Below are 17,090 nucleotides of genomic sequence, written 5' to 3' on the forward strand. Positions count from 1 at the left end.
GGGCAGGGGCGGACAAACAGGGGGTTGCAATGAGAGACTGTGCCCGCGCGAGCGGTCCAGGAGTTGCCGCGCTGGTGTTTTTTGCGCCGTGACGCCCTCAATGGCGAGGGGACCGCCGGTGCCTTTTCCCCCGGGACTACGGGGGAGGCGCCCTGTCTGTCGATTCAGACCATGGAAGGTCCTCAGAGATGTCGGCTACCCCCGTGCCCGTTGCGTCCCACGACGCCGGGAACCCCGCCATTGAGTCGCTGTACGCCGAGGTGCTCCGCCGCAACCCCGGTGAGCCCGAGTTCCACCAGGCCGTGCACGAGGTCGTGGAGACCCTCGGCCCCGTCCTGGAGCGCCGCCCCGAGCTGGCGGACGCCCGGATCGTCGAGCGGATCGTCGAGCCCGAGCGCCAGGTGATCTTCCGCGTGCCGTGGACCGACGACCAGGGCCGGATCCACGTCAACCGCGGCTTCCGGGTGGAGTTCAACAGCGCACTCGGCCCCTACAAGGGCGGCCTGCGCTTCCACCCCTCGGTGAACCTCGGAATCGTGAAGTTCCTGGGCTTCGAGCAGATCTTCAAGAACGCCCTGACCGGCCTCGCCATCGGCGGCGGCAAGGGCGGCTCCGACTTCGACCCCAAGGGCCGCTCGGACGCCGAGGTCATGCGCTTCTGTCAGTCCTTCATGACCGAGCTGTACCGCCACCTGGGCGAGCACACCGACGTCCCGGCCGGGGACATCGGCGTCGGCGGCCGGGAGATCGGCTACCTGTTCGGCCAGTACAAGCGGATCACCAACCGCTACGAGTCGGGCGTGCTGACCGGCAAGGGCATCGGCTGGGGCGGCTCGCAGGCCCGCACCGAGGCCACCGGCTACGGCTGCGTGATCTTCACCCAGGAGATGCTGCGCGCCCGCGGCGAGGAGCTGGACGGCCTGCGGGTCTCCGTCTCCGGCTCCGGCAACGTCGCCCTGTACGCGATCGAGAAGGCCCAGCAGCTCGGCGCGACCGTGGTGACGGCCTCCGACTCCACCGGCTTCGTGGTGGACGAGAAGGGCATCGACCTCGACCTGCTGAAGGAGATCAAGGAGGTCCGGCGCGGCCGGCTCACCGAGTACGCCCGGCTGCGCGGCGGCCACGTCCGCTACCAGGAGGGCACCGGCGTCTGGAGCGTCCCGGTGGACGTGGCGCTGCCCTGCGCGACCCAGAACGAGCTGGACGAGGCGGACGCGCTGGCGCTGGTCCGCGGCGGCGTGCGCGCCGTCGCCGAGGGCGCCAACATGCCGACCACGCCGGAGGCGGTCCGGGTGTTCCTGGAGGCCGGCGTGGCCTTCGGGCCGGGCAAGGCGGCCAACGCGGGCGGCGTCGCCACCAGCGCGCTGGAGATGCAGCAGAACGCCTCGCGCGACGAGTGGTCCTTCGAGCGGACCGAGGAGCGGCTGGCCGAGATCATGCGGAACATCCACACCGCCTGCTACACCACGGCGGAGAAGTACGGCCGCCCCGGTGACTACGTGCTGGGCGCCAACATCGCCGGCTTCGAGCTGGTGGCGGACGCCATGCTGGCGCAGGGCCTGATCTGACCCCCCGGCCGCGAGGCCGCCGCACCACCGCACGACCACCCGCCTCCCCGACCGGCCCCCGCGGCGCCGGCCGGGGAGGCGGCGCGCTTCCCGGTGGACGGGCCGGGCCACCCGACCGCGGCGGGCACCGGATGTCGGGTCCGGGCGGGTGGCCGCCGCCTACGGTGAGGAGCGTCAGAGGGAAGGACGGGGGCGGGGAACGGTGCTGGACCGGCTCAACGAGGCCATGGAGTACATCGAGGCGCATCTCGACCAGGAGGTCGACACGGCCGAACTCGCCCGGATCGCGGTGACGTCGGAGTACCACTTCCGGCGGCTGTTCTCGGCGCTCGCCGGGATGCCGCTCTCCGAGTACCTGCGCCGGCGCCGGCTCACCCTGGCCGGCGCCGAGGTGCTGGCAGGCGAGCACACGCTGCTCGACGTCGCGGTCCGCCACGGCTACGGCTCGGGCGAGGCGTTCGCCCGGGCGTTCCGGGCGATGCACGGGGTCGGCCCCGGCGAGGCCCGGCGCTCCGGCGCGGTGCTGGTCTCCCAGCCCCGGATGTCCTTCCGCCTCGTCGTCGAAGGGAGTAGCAGCATGGAGTACCGGGTCATCGAGCGGCCGGCCCTGCGGATCGTGGGCCGGCGGGCCCGGGTCCCCCTGGTCCACGAGGGGGTGAACCCGGCGATCGCCGCGTTCGTCCAGGGCCTCGGGCGGGCGGAGATCGACCGGATCACGGCCCTGTCGGAACAGGAGCCGGAGGGCATCGTCGCGGTCACCGAGTTCTTCTCGGACAGCCGGGAGGAGGGCGTACCGCTGGACTACTACCACGCGGTGGTGACCGGGGCGGAGAGCGAGGCGCCGGCGGACCTCGACGTGCGCGAGCTCCCGGCCGGCACCTGGGCGGTGTTCGCGAACAGCGGGCCGTACCCGCGCGCGCTGCAGGAGCTGTGGCGGGACGTCTTCACCCAGTGGTTCCCGTCCAACCCCTACGAGTTCCGGCACGGCCCCGAGATCCTGCGGGTGCGGCCGGACGGCGACCGGGCCGAGGCCGAGCTCTGGATCCCCGTCGTCCGGGTGGCCCAGTAGAACCGCCTCCGGGCGGCCCCCGCCCGCATGCTGGGGCGGGGGCCGTCGAGCGGAGAGTGGGAGCGGGGATGGCCAAGGCGTTCGGGTTCGTCGACTACGGCGGGCCGGAGAAGCAGGAGTTCCTGGACCGGCCGGTGCTGGAGCCCGGGCTGGGCCAGCTGGCGATCACCGTCCGGGCGGCCGGGGTGAACCCGGTCGACTGGAAGGTCCGCCGGGGCTGGCTCGGCCAGGTGCGCGAACTGCCCGCCGTGATGGGCACCGAGGCGGCCGGCGTGGTCGAGCGCGTCGGCCCCGGCGTCACCGGGTTCACCCCGGGCGACGAGGTGTTCGGGATCGCGGCGGCCGGCGCGTTCGCCGAACAGACGCTGCTGGCCGCCGCGTCCAGCGCGGTGAAGCCGGCCAAGGTCGGCTTCGACCAGGCCGCCACCCTGCCGGTGGCGGCGGCGACCGCCGACGACGCGGTCCGCGACGTCGGCGTGGGCGCCGGGCGGACCCTGCTGATCCTCGGCATCGCCGGCGGCGTCGGCAGCATGGCCGCCCAGATCGCCCGCAGCCGCGGCGTGCGCGTCATCGGCACCGCGGGCGACGCCAACCGGGAGTACGTCGCCTCACTGGGCGCGGTGCAGCTGCGCTACGGCGACGGCGTCGCCGACCGGATCCGGGCAGCCGCGCCGGACGGCGTGGACGGCATCCTCGACCTGGTCGGCGGGGACGACGCCCGGGCGGCCGCCGTCACCCTGGACGACCGCTCCCGGCTGGTGTCCACCTCCGACCCGACCACCGCGCAGGAGCTCGGCGGCCGCTACATCACCCGGTCCACCAGCCCGCAGACGCTGGCCGCGCTGGCCGAACTCGTGGCCGCGGGCGAACTGGACCCGCACATCGCCGGCCGCTACCCGCTGTCCCGCGCCGCCGAAGCGGTGGCGCTCGTCGAGTCGGGGCACGCGCGCGGCAAGGTCGTCCTGGACATCGGCTGAGACAGGGCCGCGGGACAGGGGCAGAGGAAGGTCACGATGAAGCAGCAGACGGTGACGACCGGCGGCCCGTGCTGGGTCGAGCACGGCAGTGCCGATCCGGTGGCCGCCCGGCGGTTCTACGGCGAGCTGTTCGGCTGGCAGCCGGAGCCCGACGAGCGCCCCGAGGCCGGTGGCTACACGTTCATGCGGCTGGACGGCGCGGTGGCCGCGTCCGTGGCCCCGCTGTACGGCGAGGGCCAGCCGACCGCCTGGAGCGTCTCCTTCCTGGTCGAGGAGGCCGACGCCACCGCCCGCCGCGTGGTCGCGGCGGGCGGCAGCGTGGTCGTCGAGCCGATGGACGCGCTGGACTACGGCCGGTTCGCGATCGTGGCCGACCCGTCCGGCGCGGTGTTCGGGCTCTGGCAGGCGGGCCGGCTGCGCGGCGCCGAGGTGCTCAACGCGCCCGGCGCGCTCGGCTGGGTGGAACTGCTCACCCGGGATCCGGACGCCGCCCGCGCCTTCTACCCGGCGGTGTTCGGCTGGAAAGCCGGCCCGTCCGCGCAGTACACCCAGTGGGGCCTGGCCGACGGGGACTTCGGCGGCATGCTGACCATGGGCGAGGACTTCCCGCCGCAGGTGCCGCCGCACTGGCTGCCGTACTTCTCGGTCGCCGACGTGGACGTCTCGGCCGCCCGGGCCGGCGGCCTGGGCGCGCGCGTGCTGATGGCGCCGGTCGACGTACCGGGCGGCGGCCTGCGGATCGCCGTGCTGCGCGACCCGCTGGGCGCGGCGTTCGGCCTCTACTACCGCTCGGAGACCAGGGGCGCGGCCGGGGGCGCGACCGGGGGCTGACGCCGGCGCAGCGCGACCGCCGCCGCGCCGGCCGTCACCAGGACGGCCGCCAGCGGCACCGCGTCCCCCACCCGCAGGTACCAGGTGGACGTGGCCGGCGCGGTCAGCGGCACCCGCACGACCAGGGCGCCGGTGTCGTCCGTGCCCAGCCTCGCCAGCTCCCGCCCCTGCGCGTCGAAGGCCGCCGACACCCCGGTGAGCGAGGCCTGCACGGCCGGCCGGCCGGTCTCGGCGGCCCGGATCGCGGCCAGCGAGACGTGCTGCTCGGGCGCCCAGCTCCGCTGGAAGGTCGAGGTCGACGACTGGTAGACCAGCACCCGGGCGCCCTCGCGCGCCGCCGTCCGCGCCATGTCGGGGAACGCCGACTCGAAGCAGACCAGCGCCCCGACCGGCAGCGCCCGCCCCTCCCGGTCCACCGCCGGCAGCAGGTGCTGGTCGCTGCCGGGCGCCCGGTTCTCGCCCGCCGCCCGGCTGACCCCGGCGACCCAGCCGAGCACCGGCCGCAGCGGGATGTACTCGCCGAACGGCACCAGCCGGATCTTGCGGTACCGGTCGACCACGCCCTGCGGCGACACCAGCACGGCGTCCTTGGAGATCCGCCCGTCCGGCTTGCGCGCGTCCTCGCCCGCCAGCAGCTCGGCCCCGGTCGCGGCGGAGAGCGCGCGCAGCCGCCCGAGCGCCGCCGGATCGCGGTCGAGGTCGGCGGTGGTGCTGGACTCGCCCCACACCACCAGGTCCACCGGGTGCTGCCCGACCAGTGCGGCGGTGGCCCGGGCACCGGCCTCGAAACGGGCCTGCGGATCCTCGACGATCCCGGGCTGGACCAGCGCGATCCGCACCTCCTCGGCCCCCTCCGGGGCGGCCGGTGGCGCCGGCCGCAGCGCGAACAGCAGCGGCCCGGCCACCAGCGTCCCGACGGCGAGCAGCGCCGCGGCGGCCCGCGGGCGCGGGTCGACGGCCGTGAGCACCACCAGCACGGCGGTGTTGACCGCCACCACGGCGGCGCTGACCAGCCAGATCCCGCCGGCCGAGGCCAGCGCCAGGACGGCCGGGTGCTGCCACTGGGTGGCGCCGAGCAGCGCCCACGGCCCGCCCAGCGCCGGCAGGGAGCGCGCGTACTCGGTGGTCAGCCAGACCGCCGCGACCACCGGCGGCGCGAGCAGCGCCCGGCGCACCGTCAGCGGCGGGCGCAGCAGCCGCCAGACCGCGAGGCCCACCCCGGCCTGCAGCGACCCGAACACCACGGCGATCAGCGGCAGGGCCGGCCCGACCGAGGACAGCAGCCAGGACATCCCGGTCAGGATGAACCCGGCGCCGAACCACCAGCCCCGCACCGCCGCCTCGCGCGGCCCCGGGGCCCGCTGCATCAGCAGCAGGCCGGGGACCAGCGCGACCCAGGCGAGCGCCGCCACCCCGGGCGCGGGGAAGGCGAGCACCGGCACCGCCCCGGCGGCGAGCGCCGCCAGCCGGGGCCGGTAGCGGGCGGCGGCGGCCCGGCCGGGGCGGGCGGCGCGCCGGGCGCCGGCCGCCGTCGGGGTGACGGGACCGGAGGGGCCGTCGGGGCCGGTGAGCAGGGGAGGGCGCGGCATGATCCGTATTGTCCGCTTGGCGCGGCCCCGTCACCAGCCCCGTGATCACTCGAACGGCCTACGCCTTCGGCACGGGCTACTCGCCGTCGCCCTCCAGGTCGCCCTCGGTCTCCAGGAACGCGGCCTGCAGCTGCTCGATCAGCTCCGGGTCCGGCCGCTCCCACAGCCCCCGGCTCGCCGCCTCCAGCAGCCGCTCGCTGATCCCGTGCAGCGCCCACGGGTTGGCGCCCGCCAGGAACTCCCGGTTCACCGGGTCCAGCACGTACTCCTGGGTGAGCTTCTCGTACATCCAGTCCGCGACCACGCCGGTGGTGGCGTCGTACCCGAAGAGGTAGTCGACGGTCGCGGCCATCTCGAACGCGCCCTTGTAGCCGTGCCGCCGCATCGCCTCGATCCAGCGCGGGTTGACCACCCGGGCGCGGAAGACCCGGGCCGCCTCCTCGGTCAGGGTGCGGGTGCGGACCGTCTCCGGGCGGGTGGAGTCGCCGATGTACGCGGTCGGCGCCTTGCCGGTGAGCGCGCGCACGGTGGCCACCATGCCGCCGTGGTACTGGAAGTAGTCGTCCGAGTCGGCGATGTCGTGCTCGCGGGTGTCGGTGTTCTTCGCGGCGACGGTGATCCGCTTGTACGCGGTCTCCATCTCCTCGCGGGCCGGTCGCCCGTCCAGCCCGCGTCCGTACGCGTAGCCGCCCCAGACCGTGTACACCTCGGCGAGGTCGGCGTCGGTGCGCCAGTCGCGGCTGTCGATCAGCTGCAGCAGGCCCGCGCCGTAGGTGCCGGGGCGGGAGCCGAAGACGCGCACGGTGGCCTTGCGCTCGTCGCCGTGCACGGCGAGGTCGGCCTGGACGTGGGCGCGCACGTAGTTGTCCGCCTCGGGCTCCTCCTGGGCGGCCGCCAGCCGGACGGCGTCGTCCAGCAGCGCCACCACGTGCGGGAAGGCGTCCCGGAAGAAGCCGGAGATGCGCAGCGTGACGTCGATCCGCGGGCGGCCCAGCTCGTCGAGCCCGATCGCCTCCAGGCCGGTGACCCGGCGCGAGGCGTCGTCCCAGACCGGTCGGACGCCGAGCAGCGCGAACGCCTCGGCGATGTCGTCGCCGGCGGTGCGCATCGCGCTGGTGCCCCACAGCGACAGGCCGACCGACGGCGGGTAGGCGCCGTCGTTGTCGGCCCGGTAGCGCTCGACCAGCGAGGCGGCGAGCGCCTGCCCGGTCTCCCAGGCGAGCTTGCTGGGCACCGCCTTGGGGTCGACGGAGTAGAAGTTGCGGCCGGTCGGCAGCACGTTGACCAGCCCGCGCAGCGGCGAGCCGGACGGGCCGGCCGGGACGAAGCCGCCGCGCAGCGCGTGCAGCACGGCGTCCAGCTCGCCGGTGGTCGCGGCCAGTCGCGGCACGACCTGGCCGGCGGCGAAGTCCAGCACCTCGCGGACGGCCTCCGGAAGTCCGGCGGCGACCTTCTCGACCGCCTCCGGCGCCCAGTCGGCGGCCTCCATCGCCTCGACCAGCTCGCGGGCCTTCGCCTCGGCCGCGTCGGTGGCGCCGAGGGTGAGCGCGGCCTCGTCCAGCCCGAGCGCCTCGCGCAGGCCGGGCAGCGCGCTGACGCCGCCCCAGATCTGCCGGGCGCGCAGGATGGCGAGCACGATGTTGACCCGGTCGGTGCCCACCGGGGCCTGGCCGAGGACGTGCAGGCCGTCGCGGATCTGGGCGTCCTTGATCTCGCAGAGCCAGCCGTCGACGTGCAGCAGGAAGTCGTCGAAGCCGTCGTCCTCGGGGCGCTCCTCCAGGCCGAGGTCGTGGTCGAGCCTGGCGGCCTGGATCAGCGTCCAGATCTGGGCGCGGATCGCCGGCAGCTTCGCCGGGTCCATCGCGGCGATGTTGGAGTGCTCGTCGAGCAGCTGCTCCAGGCGGGCGATGTCGCCGTAGGAGTCGGCGCGGGCCATCGGCGGCACCAGGTGGTCGACCAGGGTGGCGTGGGCGCGGCGCTTGGCCTGGGTGCCCTCGCCCGGGTCGTTGACCAGGAACGGGTAGACCAGCGGCAGGTCGCCGAGCACCGCGTCCGGGCCGCACTCGGCGGACAGCGCGGCCGTCTTGCCGGGCAGCCACTCCAGGTTGCCGTGCTTGCCGAGGTGGACCACGGCGTCGGCGCCGAAGCCGCCGTCGGACTGCGCGGCGGCGATCCAGCGGTAGGCGGCCAGGTAGTGGTGGGACGGCGGGAGGTCCGGGTCGTGGTAGATCGCGACCGGGTTCTCGCCGAAGCCGCGCGGCGGCTGGATGAGCACCAGCAGGTTCCCGGAGCGGATCGCGGCGAGCACGATGTCGCCGTCCGGGTTCTGCGAGCGGTCGACGTACAGCTCGCCGGGGGCCGGGCCCCAGTGCTCCTCGACCCGGGTGCGCAGGCCCTCGGGCAGACCGGCGTACCAGCGGCGGTAGTCGGCGGCCGGGATGCGCACCGGGTTGCGGGCGAGCTGGTCCTCGGTGAGCCAGTCCTGGTCGTAGCCGCCGGCCGCGATCAGCGCGTGGATGAGGGCGTCGCCCTCGTGGCCGTCGTCGGTGTCGGTGTCCAGGCCCGGCAGGTCGTCGCCGAGGTCCATGCCCTGCGCGCGCAGCGCGGTCAGCAGCCGGATCGCGCTGGCCGGGGTGTCCAGGCCGACGGCGTTGCCGACCCGGGCGTGCTTGGTCGGGTACGCGGACAGCACCAGCGCGAGGCGGCGCTCGGCGGCCGGGACGTGCCGCAGCCGGGCGTGCGCGACCGCGGTCCCGGCGACCCGGGCGGCGCGCTCCTCGTCGGCGGCGTAGACGGTCAGGCCGTCCTCGTCCAGCTCCTTGAAGGAGAACGGGACGGTGATCAGCCGGCCGTCGAACTCCGGCACCGCGATCTGGGTGGCGGTGTCCAGCGGGGACAGGCCGTCGTCGCTGGCCTCCCACTGGGCGCGCGACCAGGTCAGGCAGAGCGCCTGGAGGATCGGCCGGTCCAGCGCGGCCAGCGCGCCGGCGTCCCAGGCCTCCTCGTCGCCGCCGGCCTGCGCGTCGGCGGGGCGGGTGCCGCCGGCCGCGAGCACGGTGGTGACCAGGGCGTCGGCCTCGCCGAGGGCGGCCAGCAGCTCCGGCTCGGCGCCGCGCAGCGAGGCGCAGTAGTACGCCCGGGCCTGCGCGCCGCGGTCCTCGATCGCCCGGCAGAGGGTCTCCACGAAGGCGGTGTTGCCGCTCATGTGGTGGGCGCGGTAGTAGAGCACCGCGACGGTCGGGCCCCCGGTGGTGCGGGCCTCGCGCTCCAGCGGGCCCCAGGCCGGGGCGGAGGCGGGCGGGGCGAAGCCGTGGCCGGTGAGCAGCACGGTGTCGGAGAGGAAGGCGGCGAGCTCGGCGAGGTTGGTCGCGCCGCCGTGCGCCAGGTAGGCGTGCGCCTCGGCGGCGATGCCGGCCGGGACGGTGGACAGCTCCATCAGCTGGGCGTCGGGGGCCTGTTCGCCGGTCAGCACGACCACCGGGCGGGGGCCGGCGAGCAGCGCGTCCAGGCCCTCCTGCCAGGCGCGCCGGCCGCCGAGCAGCCGGACCACGACCAGGTCGGTGCCCTCCAGCAGGGCGGGCAGGTCCTCGGGCGTCAGCCGCGCCGGGTTGCCGAGCCGGTAGCGGACCGGTCCGTCGGAGGCCCGGGCGCTCAGCAGGTCGGTGTCGGACGTCGACAGCAGCAGGATCATGCGAGGGCCCTCCCGGCCTCTCCGGCGGACATGGGGGCCGGCACGGGGGCGGGTGCGAGGGCAGGCATGGGCATGGGCGACCGCGGGATCGCGGGCATGCGGCGGCGCATGGCATCAAGCCTTCCTCGGGGTCCGCGCCCCGGGCCGGTGGAGGACGGCAGGAGTTCCTGGCTCCCGCGACTCCCCGGACTCCCGGTGAACCGCGGTCACAGTGGCGGGACCGCACCGGGTTCGCACCGGTTTCCTCCCCTGCGCCGTCGCTGGCGTGCGGACGGTCCGCGGGACCGTCCGCGAGCATCGTACGGGGTGCGGCGGGCCTGGGGGAGTGCAGGTCACGGGGCGCCGGGCGGGGCCGGACGTGTGATCGACGGTACGGCGTCAACCCGACGGAGCATCTGTATGCTCGCCGCCATGCCTCCCGAACCCGACGCCGCCGCGCCGGGCGCCGCCGTGCCCGACCGGGCGCTGGCGGACGCCTGCCCCGGGGCCCTTCGTCTGCACCCGGCCGACGACGGCGCCCTGGCCCGGGTGCGGCTGCCCGGCGGCGTGCTGACGGTCCGTCAGGCGCTCGCGCTGGCCGACGCGGCGCGGGAGCTCGGCGACGGCCGGCTGGAGGTCACCTCGCGCGGCAACGTCCAGCTGCGCGGCCTGGCTTCGGACTGCGGCGGCGAACTCGGCGGGCGGCTGCGCGCCGCCGGCCTGCTGCCCTCCGACACCCACGAACGCGTCCGCAACATCGTCGCCTCGCCCGGCCCCGCCCCCGGCCTCGCCGATGTGCACGCCTGGGCGCGCGAGCTCGACCTGGCGCTGTGCGCGGCCCCCTGGGCGACCGGCCTGTCCGGCAAGTTCCTGTTCGCCCTGGACGACGGCAGCGGCGACGTCGCCGCGCTGGACGCCGATGTGACATTGATCGCAGGCCCGGACGGCGCCGCCCTGCTGCGCCTGGGCCGGGCCGCCACCGTGCGGCCGGTGCCCGCCGGGCAGGCGGTCGGCGCGGCGCTGGAGGCGGCCCGCGGGTTCCTGGACGCCCAGCGCGCCGCCGGCGTGCGGGCCTGGCACCTGCGCGAGGTGCCCGAGCTGCTGCCCCCCGGCCCGCTGCCGATGCCCGTACTGCCCGGCACCCGCCCGCCGCTGGGGGCCCTGCCCGGGGGCGGACTGCACGTCGGCCTGCGCTTCGGCCGGGCCTCCACCGGACAGTGGCGCAGCCTGGCGCACGCCGCCGAGGGCGAGATCCGGCTCACCCCGTGGCGCGGCGCGGTGCTGCCCGGCGCCCCCGCCGAGCGGCTCGCCGCCCTGGCTGCGGCCGGGCTGCGGACCCGGTCCGGGACGGCCTGGGACGGCGCGAGCGCCTGCACCGGGCTGCCGGGCTGCGCGAAGTCGCAGGCCGACGTCCGGGCCGACGCGGCCCGGGCGCTGGACGGCGCCCCGGCGGGCCCCGGCGGCCTGCCGGTGCACTGGTCGGGCTGCGAGCGCCGCTGCGGCCACCCCGCAGGCCGCCGGGTGGACGTGCTGGCGACCGGGCGCGGGTACCGGGTGGCGGTGGAAGGTGCGCCGCAGGGGCGGGACACCGCCGTGGAAGTGACGAACGAGGAGATGGCCGCGGCGGTCGCCGCGGCCCGGAGGACCACCACGTGATCGAGTACGAGAAGGACGGCGCGTCCATCTACCGCCAGTCCTTTGCCACCATCCGGGCCGAGGCCGACCTCGCCGCGCTGCCGGCGGACGTCTCCCAGGTCGCGGTGCGGATGATCCACGCCTGCGGCATGGTCGACCTGGTCGAGGACCTGGTGTACTCGCCGGGCGTGGTCGCCTCCGCGCGCGCCGCCCTGCGCGCCGGTGCGCCGATCCTGTGCGACGTCAACATGGTCGCCAGCGGCGTCACCCGCAAGCGGCTGCCGGCCGGCAACGAGGTGATCTGCACCCTCGCCGACCCGTCCGTGCCCGAGCTGGCCCGGGCGATGGGCAACACCCGCAGCGCCGCCGCGATGGAGCTGTGGCTGCCCCGGCTGGAGGGCGCGGTGGTCGCCGTCGGCAACGCGCCGACCTCGCTCTTCCGCCTGCTGGAGCTGATCGAGGCCGGCGCCCCGCGCCCGGCCGCGGTGATCGGCGTACCGGTCGGCTTCATCGGCGCGGCCGAGTCCAAGGAGGCCCTGGCCTCCCACCCGGCCGGCCTGGAGCACCTGGTGGTCCGCGGCCGGCGCGGCGGCAGCGCGATGGCCGCCGCCGCGATCAACGCGATTGCGAGCGAGGAAGAGTGACGGATCGTCAGACGGAGGACCGGAACAGCACCGGCCGGCTCTACGGCGTGGGCCTCGGTCCCGGCGACCCCTCGCTGGTGACCGTCCGCGCCGCCGAACTCATCGGCCGGGCCGACGTGGTGGCGTACCACAGCGCCCGGCACGGCCGGTCCATCGCCCGGTCCATCGCCGAACGCTACCTGACGGACGGTCAGATCGAGGAGCCGCTGGTCTACCCGATCACCGTCGAGACCACCGACCACCCCGGCGGCTACCGGGGCGCGCTGGACGACTTCTACGAGGAGGCCGCCGCCCGGCTGGCAGCCCACCTGGACGCCGGCCGCGACGTCGTGGTGCTCGCCGAGGGGGACCCGTTCTTCTACGGTTCCTACCAGCACATGCACAAGCGCCTGGCGCACCGCTACCCGACCGAGGTGGTGCCCGGCGTGACCTCGGTCAGCGCCGCCGCCGCCCGGCTGGGCCAGCCGCTCACCGAGGCCGAGGAGACGCTCACCGTCATCCCCGGCACCCTGCCGGAGGAGGAGCTGACCGCGCGGCTTGCCGCCGCCGACTCCGCCGTCGTGATGAAGCTCGGCCGCACCTTCCCCACCGTGCGCCGCGCCCTGGAGCGGGCCGGCCGGCTGGCCGACGCCCAGTACGTCGAGCGGGCGTTCATGGCCGGCGAGCGGACGGCGCCGCTGGCCTCGGTCGACCCCGAGGGCGTGCCCTACTTCTCGGTGGCCGTGCTGCCCAGCAGGGTCGCCCCGCTGGAGCCCCCGGCGCCCGACCTGAGCGGACCCGGCAGCGTCACCGTCGTCGGCACCGGCCCGGCCGGCCCGCTCTGGCTCACCCCCGAGGCCCGCGGCGCGCTGTCCGCCGCCACCGACCTGGTCGGCTACACCACCTACCTGGACCGGGTGCCGGTGCGCCCCGGCCAGGCCCGGCACGGCTCCGACAACAAGGTGGAGTCCGAGCGCGCCGAGTTCGCCCTCGACCTGGCCCGCCGCGGCCACCGGGTGGTGGTGGTCTCCTCCGGCGACCCGGGCGTCTTCGCGATGGCCACCGCCGTCCTGGAGGTCGCCTGCGAGGAGGCCTACCGGGACGTCCCGGTGCGGATCGTGCCCGGCATGACCGCCGCCCACGCGGCCGCCTCCCGGGCCGGCGCCCCGCTCGGCCACGACTACGCGGTGGTCTCGCTCTCCGACCGCCTCAAGCCCTGGGACGTCGTCGCCGCCCGGCTGCGCGCCGCGGCCGCGGCGGACCTCGTGCTCGCCCTCTACAACCCCGGCTCGAAGTCCCGCACCACCCAGGTCGGCCTCGCCCGCGACCTCCTCCTGGAGTACCGGGCGCCCGGGACCCCGGTGGTGCTGGCCCGCGACGTCGGCGGCCCCACCGAGCGGGTGCGCACCGTGCGCCTCGCCGACCTCGACCCCGCCGAGGTCGACATGCGCACCATCCTCCTGATCGGCTCCTCCCAGACCCGGCACGTCCCCCGCCCCCCGCACCCGGACGTCACCTGGACCCCCCGCCGCTACCCGGAGGCCTGACGGCCGACCGCGCGGAAGGCCGTCACGCCTTCCGCGCGGGAGTCGTCGTCAGTCGCGGTAGATCCCGGAACGGTGGCCGACCCGCACGACGAGGACCAGCAGTCGGCCGCCGTCGACGGTGTAGATCACCCGGTGGTCCCCCACCCGCAGCCGCCGGTGTTCGGGTGAGCCGACGAGCGCGGTGGTGTGGAAGCCGTACGGGTCCTGCTCCAGCTCGGCGAGCTTCCGCAGGACCAGGACGGCGGTCGCGCGGGGAAGCTTGCGCAGTTCGCCGCGCGCGGACTCGGTGAAGAGGGTGCGGTACTTCACTCGGGCCTGGCCAGCGTCTCGGCCATGACCTCTTCGAGGGAGTACGTGGGCTCGTCGCGGCGCTCCTCGATGAGGCGCACCAGTTCCTGCTCCTCCCAGCGCCGGTACTCGCGCAGGAGCTCTATCGGGACGACCGCGGCGACCTCGCGGCCCCGTCGGGTGATCACGGTCGGCTCGTCCCGTTCGGCGCGGTCCACCACGTCGGCAAGGTGCTCACGGGCCTCGCGAATCGATACGGTCTGGGCAGGCTGCTCGCTCATGCGTCGAGTGTACGAAGCGTGCCAGGTGTACACAATCGCCCCTGGTCCTGCGGTCCCGGAACGGGGCGGAGGCCGGGGCTCAGGTCTCGATCGGTCATCGGAAATCAAGGAACGGTGCGGCATGGGTGAGGTCGGTGGGCGGGCCGGGCAGCTGAGGAGCAGTGGGCTGAGGCACGGCTGGACGACCGGGGCGTGTGCCACGGCGGCGACCAAGGCGGCGTACCGGGCGCTGCTCACCGGGGAGTTCCCGGACCCGGTGGAGATCGTCCTGCCGAAGGGGCAGCGGCCGGCGTTCGCGCTGGCGGCGGAGGGGCTGACCGAGGACGCGGGCGGCCGGCGGGCGATGGCCGGGGTGGTGAAGGACGCCGGGGACGACCCCGATGTGACGCACGGCGCGCTGGTGCGGTCCACGGTGTGGGCCGGGGAGCCGGGCACGGGCGTGGTGTTCCGGGCCGGGCCGGGCGTGGGCACCGTCACCAAGCCCGGGCTGCCGCTGCCGGTCGGCGAGCCGGCCGTCAACCCGGTGCCCCGGCAGCTGATCCGGGAGGCGGTCGCCGAGGTGGCGGCCGAGTGCGGGGGCGGCGGGGACGTGGTGGTGGAGATCTCCGTCGACCACGGCGAGGAGATCGCCCGCTCCACCTGGAACCCCCGGCTGGGCATCCTCGGCGGGCTCTCCATCCTCGGCACCACCGGGATCGTCGTCCCCTACTCCTGCTCCGCCTGGATCGACTCGATCCGGCGCGGGGTGGACGTGGCGCGCGCCGCCGGCCGCACCCATGTGGCCGGGTGCACCGGCTCGACCTCGGAGCGGACGGCCGCCGCCGTGCACGGTCTGCCCGAGGACGCGCTGCTGGACATGGGCGACTTCGCCGGCGCGGTGCTCAAGTACCTCAAGCGCCACCCGGTGCCGCGGCTGACCATCGCCGGCGGCTTCGCCAAGCTCTCCAAGCTCGCCGCCGGCCACCTCGACCTGCACTCGGCGCGCTCCCAGGTGGACAAGGGCTACCTGGCCGCACTCGCCCGCACGGGCGGCGCGGACGAGGAACTGGCGGCGGCGGTCGCGGCGGCCAACACCGGGCTGGAGGCGATCCGGCTCTGCCGGGCGGCCGGGGTGCCGCTGGGCGACCTGGTGGCGGAGGCGGCGCGGGCCACCGCGCTCGGGGTGCTGGTGGGTTCGCCGGTCGTGGTGGACGTCATCTGCATCGACCGGGCCGGGACGATCGTCGGCCGGGCGGAGCCGCTCGGGCCGTGAGCGCTCCGCCTTCGTGTCTCAGGTCTGTCCCAGGAACTTCGCTGTGATGTGAAGATCTGACGCTCATACGGGGTGAGAAACGGACAAAAGTCACGCCACGCCAGGGGTCGGTTCTGTCACTATCTCAGCCATGAGATATGGTCTGGCGAGTGACAGGCGACTACCTCACCCGTATCGGCACCCTCATCCGTACCGCGCGTCAGCACCGCGGCTGGTCCCAGGCTCAGCTCGGCGAGGCCCTCGGCACCAGCCAGAGCGCGGTCAACCGCATCGAGCAGGGCAAGCAGAACGTCAGCCTTGAGATGATCGCTCGCATCGGCGAAGCGCTCGACAGCGAGATCGTCTCCCTCGGCTACGCCGGCCCGATGCACCTGCGGGTCGCCGGCGGCACCACCCTCTCCGGCGCGATCGACGTCCGCAGCAGCAAGAACGCCTGCGTTGCCATCCTCTGCGCCTCGCTGCTGACCACCGGCCGCACCACCCTGCGCAGCGTGGCCCGCATCGAGGAGGTCTACCGGATCCTCGAGGTGCTCACCAGCATCGGCGTCAGGAGCCGCTGGATCAACGACGGCCGCGACCTCGAACTCACCCCGCCCGCCGAGCTCGACCTCGCCGGCATGGACGTCGAGGCCGCCCGCCGCACCCGCAGCGTGCTGATGTTCCTCGGCCCGCTGATGCACCGGGCCGACACCTTCGCCATCCCCTACGCGGGCGGCTGCGACCTCGGCACCCGCACCGTCCAGCCGCACCTCACCGCGCTGCGCCGGTTCGGCCTGGAGGTCGCCACCACCGGCGGCGCCTACCACGCCTCCGTCCAGCCCGGCGCCCCGCTGGACCGCCCGATCGTGCTGACCGAGCGCGGGGACACCGTCACCGAGAACGCCCTGCTCGCCGCCGCCCGCCACGACGGCGTCAGCGTCATCCGCAACGCCTCGCCCAACTACATGGTCCAGGACCTCTGCTTCTTCCTGGAGAAGCTGGGCGTGCGGATCGAGGGCATCGGCACCACCACCCTCACCGTGCACGGCGTCCCGCAGATCACCTGCGACGTCGACTACACGCCGGCCGAGGACCCGGTCGAGGCGATGAGCCTGCTCGCCGCCGCCGTGGTCACCTCCTCCGAGCTGACCGTCCGCCGGGTGCCGATCGAGTTCCTGGAGATCGAGCTCGCGGTGCTGGAGGGCATGGGCCTGGACTACGACCGCACCCCGGAGTACGCCGCGCACAACGGCCGCACCCGGCTGGTCGACCTCACCGTGCGCCCCTCCAAGCTCACCGCGCCGGTCGACACCATCCACCCGATGCCCTTCCCCGGCATCAACATCGACAACGTGCCGTTCTTCGCCGCCATCGCCGCGGCCGCCCACGGCACCACGATGATCCACGACTGGGTCTACGACAACCGCGCCATCTACCTCACCGAACTCACCCGCCTCGGCGCGGACATCAAGCTCCTCGACCCGCACCGCGTCCTGGTCCAGGGCCCGACCCGCTGGCGCGCCGCCGAGATGGTCTGCCCGCCGGCCCTGCGCCCCGCCGTGGTCATCCTCCTCGCGATGCTCGCCGCCAAGGGCACCTCGGTCCTGCGCAACGTCTACGTCATCAACCGCGGCTACGAGGACCTCGCCGAGCGCCTCAACTCCATCGGCGCCCAGATCGAGACCTTCCGCGACATCTGATCCGGATCCGGTCCCCCGGGGCCGTGGGCGCCCCCGGGGGGGCCCCGCCCGGGCGCCGGAAAAGGGGGACCGGCACGGGGA

At 75.2% G+C, this 17,090-nt stretch carries 13 protein-coding genes and 1 riboswitch; of the genes, 9 read left to right on the forward strand and 4 right to left on the reverse strand.

Annotated elements, in window-relative coordinates:
- Nucleotides 1-188 precede the first annotated feature (188 nt).
- The 4 genes from gdhA to ABZW10_RS35545 all read left to right on the forward strand — a co-directional run bounded on the left by gdhA (nt 189) and on the right by ABZW10_RS35545 (nt 4,445).
- Nucleotides 189-1,568, forward strand: coding sequence for an NADP-specific glutamate dehydrogenase (gene gdhA / locus ABZW10_RS35530; protein WP_355374751.1), 1,380 nt, complete (start codon nt 189-191; stop codon nt 1,566-1,568).
- Between the two features lie 202 nt (nt 1,569-1,770).
- Entirely contained in the window at nt 1,771-2,637 is an 867-nt protein-coding gene (locus ABZW10_RS35535; RefSeq protein ID WP_355374754.1) for an AraC family transcriptional regulator, read from the forward strand.
- 68 nt (nt 2,638-2,705) lie between these two features.
- Nucleotides 2,706-3,614: an NADP-dependent oxidoreductase gene (locus ABZW10_RS35540; protein ID WP_355374756.1), complete on the forward strand. Its 909-nt coding sequence runs from the start codon at nt 2,706-2,708 to the stop codon at nt 3,612-3,614.
- A 36-nt stretch (nt 3,615-3,650) separates the two neighbouring features.
- On the forward strand, nt 3,651-4,445 hold the full coding sequence (locus tag ABZW10_RS35545) for a VOC family protein (RefSeq protein WP_355374758.1): 795 nt from the start codon (nt 3,651-3,653) through the stop codon (nt 4,443-4,445).
- Here ABZW10_RS35545 and lnt read toward each other — a convergent pair.
- Nucleotides 4,397-6,034, reverse strand: a complete 1,638-nt coding sequence (lnt, locus tag ABZW10_RS35550) for an apolipoprotein N-acyltransferase (RefSeq protein WP_355374761.1) — start codon at nt 6,032-6,034, stop codon at nt 4,397-4,399. The genes ABZW10_RS35545 and lnt overlap by 49 nt on opposite strands.
- A gap of 76 nt (nt 6,035-6,110) precedes the next feature.
- Nucleotides 6,111-9,725, reverse strand: coding sequence for a cobaltochelatase subunit CobN (gene cobN / locus ABZW10_RS35555; protein WP_355374764.1), 3,615 nt, complete (start codon nt 9,723-9,725; stop codon nt 6,111-6,113).
- A gap of 161 nt (nt 9,726-9,886) precedes the next feature.
- Nucleotides 9,887-9,972, reverse strand: a riboswitch (cobalamin riboswitch).
- Nucleotides 9,973-10,136: 164 nt separating this feature from the next.
- On the opposite strand from cobN, the gene ABZW10_RS35560 reads away from it, so the two are divergent.
- From ABZW10_RS35560 to ABZW10_RS35570, 3 genes are read left to right on the forward strand one after another with little or no spacing between them, the layout of a single operon-like run.
- Nucleotides 10,137-11,360, forward strand: a complete 1,224-nt coding sequence (locus tag ABZW10_RS35560) for a cobalamin biosynthesis protein CobG (protein ID WP_355374767.1) — start codon at nt 10,137-10,139, stop codon at nt 11,358-11,360.
- The gene (locus ABZW10_RS35565; protein WP_355374770.1) at nt 11,357-11,983 is read left to right on the forward strand and encodes a precorrin-8X methylmutase; all 627 of its coding nucleotides are present in this window, start codon (nt 11,357-11,359) and stop codon (nt 11,981-11,983) included. Before ABZW10_RS35560 ends, ABZW10_RS35565 begins: the two co-directional genes overlap by 4 nt.
- Nucleotides 11,980-13,509, forward strand: a complete 1,530-nt coding sequence (locus ABZW10_RS35570) for a precorrin-2 C(20)-methyltransferase (RefSeq protein WP_355374773.1) — start codon at nt 11,980-11,982, stop codon at nt 13,507-13,509. Before ABZW10_RS35565 ends, ABZW10_RS35570 begins: the two co-directional genes overlap by 4 nt.
- A 48-nt stretch (nt 13,510-13,557) precedes the next feature.
- Here ABZW10_RS35570 and ABZW10_RS35575 read toward each other — a convergent pair whose 3' ends face one another.
- On the reverse strand, nt 13,558-13,818 hold the full coding sequence (locus ABZW10_RS35575) for a type II toxin-antitoxin system RelE/ParE family toxin (protein WP_355374775.1): 261 nt from the start codon (nt 13,816-13,818) through the stop codon (nt 13,558-13,560).
- Nucleotides 13,815-14,078 (reverse strand): type II toxin-antitoxin system prevent-host-death family antitoxin, encoded by a 264-nt coding sequence (locus ABZW10_RS35580; RefSeq protein ID WP_355374778.1) that lies wholly within the window; start codon nt 14,076-14,078, stop codon nt 13,815-13,817. Before ABZW10_RS35580 ends, ABZW10_RS35575 begins: the two co-directional genes overlap by 4 nt.
- A 121-nt stretch (nt 14,079-14,199) precedes the next feature.
- On the opposite strand from ABZW10_RS35580, the gene ABZW10_RS35585 reads away from it, so the two are divergent.
- A complete protein-coding gene (locus ABZW10_RS35585) occupies nt 14,200-15,330 on the forward strand; it encodes a cobalt-precorrin-5B (C(1))-methyltransferase (RefSeq protein ID WP_355374780.1) in 1,131 nt (376 codons plus the stop codon).
- A gap of 149 nt (nt 15,331-15,479) precedes the next feature.
- Entirely contained in the window at nt 15,480-17,009 is a 1,530-nt protein-coding gene (locus ABZW10_RS35590) for a UDP-N-acetylglucosamine 1-carboxyvinyltransferase (protein ID WP_355374783.1), read from the forward strand.
- Nucleotides 17,010-17,090: the final 81 nt, after the last annotated feature.

The organism is Kitasatospora sp. NPDC004723 (assembly GCF_040609255.1).
In the GTDB taxonomy this organism is placed as follows: Bacteria; Actinomycetota; Actinomycetes; order Streptomycetales; family Streptomycetaceae; genus Kitasatospora.

Excerpts from the sequence above, each read along its gene's own strand:
- ABZW10_RS35560 (WP_355374767.1), top strand. The coding sequence starts at position 10,137 with ATGCCTCCCGAACCCGACGCCGCCGCGCCGGGCGCCGCCGTGCCCGAC.
- ABZW10_RS35540 (WP_355374756.1), top strand. The coding sequence starts at position 2,706 with ATGGCCAAGGCGTTCGGGTTCGTCGACTACGGCGGGCCGGAGAAGCAG.
- gdhA (WP_355374751.1), top strand. The coding sequence starts at position 189 with ATGTCGGCTACCCCCGTGCCCGTTGCGTCCCACGACGCCGGGAACCCC.
- ABZW10_RS35585 (WP_355374780.1), top strand. The coding sequence starts at position 14,200 with ATGGGTGAGGTCGGTGGGCGGGCCGGGCAGCTGAGGAGCAGTGGGCTG.
- lnt (WP_355374761.1), bottom strand. The coding sequence starts at position 6,034 with ATGCCGCGCCCTCCCCTGCTCACCGGCCCCGACGGCCCCTCCGGTCCC.
- ABZW10_RS35545 (WP_355374758.1), top strand. The coding sequence starts at position 3,651 with ATGAAGCAGCAGACGGTGACGACCGGCGGCCCGTGCTGGGTCGAGCAC.
- ABZW10_RS35580 (WP_355374778.1), bottom strand. The coding sequence starts at position 14,078 with ATGAGCGAGCAGCCTGCCCAGACCGTATCGATTCGCGAGGCCCGTGAG.
- cobN (WP_355374764.1), bottom strand. The coding sequence starts at position 9,725 with ATGATCCTGCTGCTGTCGACGTCCGACACCGACCTGCTGAGCGCCCGG.